Below are 726 nucleotides of genomic sequence, written 5' to 3'. Positions count from 1 at the left end.
TTTTTCCATCGCTGCAGAAATGTTAGCTAGCTGCTGTTTAGTTAGCTCAATGGCAGAAGTTACTTCAACGTCAACCGTTGACTCTAGTACTGCGCGCAATTGAATAAATTGGCTCAATACTTCAGGCAACGTTGATAAACGGCCATTATCAGCCATAACACGAATTAAATTCTGAGCATGACCATCTAATTGTTCACCACAAAGGTCAACAAAAATGTCAGCCAGTTTTTCTGATGCTAAAGAACCAGAAAGTAATTCGGTTACCTGCTCATTGCGTGCTACTTCAGCGGTGAACGCCAGCATAACCTGCCATTTATCGACAGCCTGGTTTTCCACAGCAAAGTCAAAAGCTGCTTTGGCGTAGGGGCGAGCTACCGTTGCTATTTCAGACATGCCCCTCCCTCCTTACAGTTCAGCGACCAGTTTATCAACGATGTCGCTATTAGCAGCTTCATCCACGGAACGTTCAATAATTTTCTCGGCACCTGCGATAGCCAGCATTGCGACTTGTTTACGAAGTTCTTCACGAGCACGTTTACGCTCTGCATCCAATTCGGATTGAGCTTGTGCAACGATCTTACTACGTTCTTGCTCTGCTTCTGCTTTAGCATCTTCAATCATTTGAGTGCGTTGTTTATTCGCGGATTCAATGATTGCTTGAGCTTCTGCTTTTGCTTTCGCTAGCTGGTCGCCTGCATCGGCTTTCGCTAAATCTAAGTCCTTTTT

The 726-nt window shown here is 44.8% G+C and carries 2 protein-coding genes; both read right to left on the bottom strand.

What is annotated here, in order from left to right; all coding sequences use genetic code 11:
- Positions 1-393, bottom strand: a 393-nt coding sequence (gene atpH / locus BHE89_RS19195; protein ID WP_128860732.1) for an ATP synthase F1 subunit delta, incomplete at its 3' end; no start/stop codon positions are given.
- Positions 394-405: 12 nt separating this feature from the next.
- The coding region (gene atpF, locus BHE89_RS19190; protein WP_128860731.1) for a F0F1 ATP synthase subunit B at positions 406-726 on the bottom strand (321 nt) is incomplete at its 5' end.

Origin of the sequence: Shigella sp. FC1967 (assembly GCF_001743005.1) — a bacterium.
Lineage (GTDB): Bacteria > Pseudomonadota > Gammaproteobacteria > Enterobacterales > Enterobacteriaceae > Proteus.
This window is presented reverse-complemented; position numbering and strand designations above follow the sequence as displayed.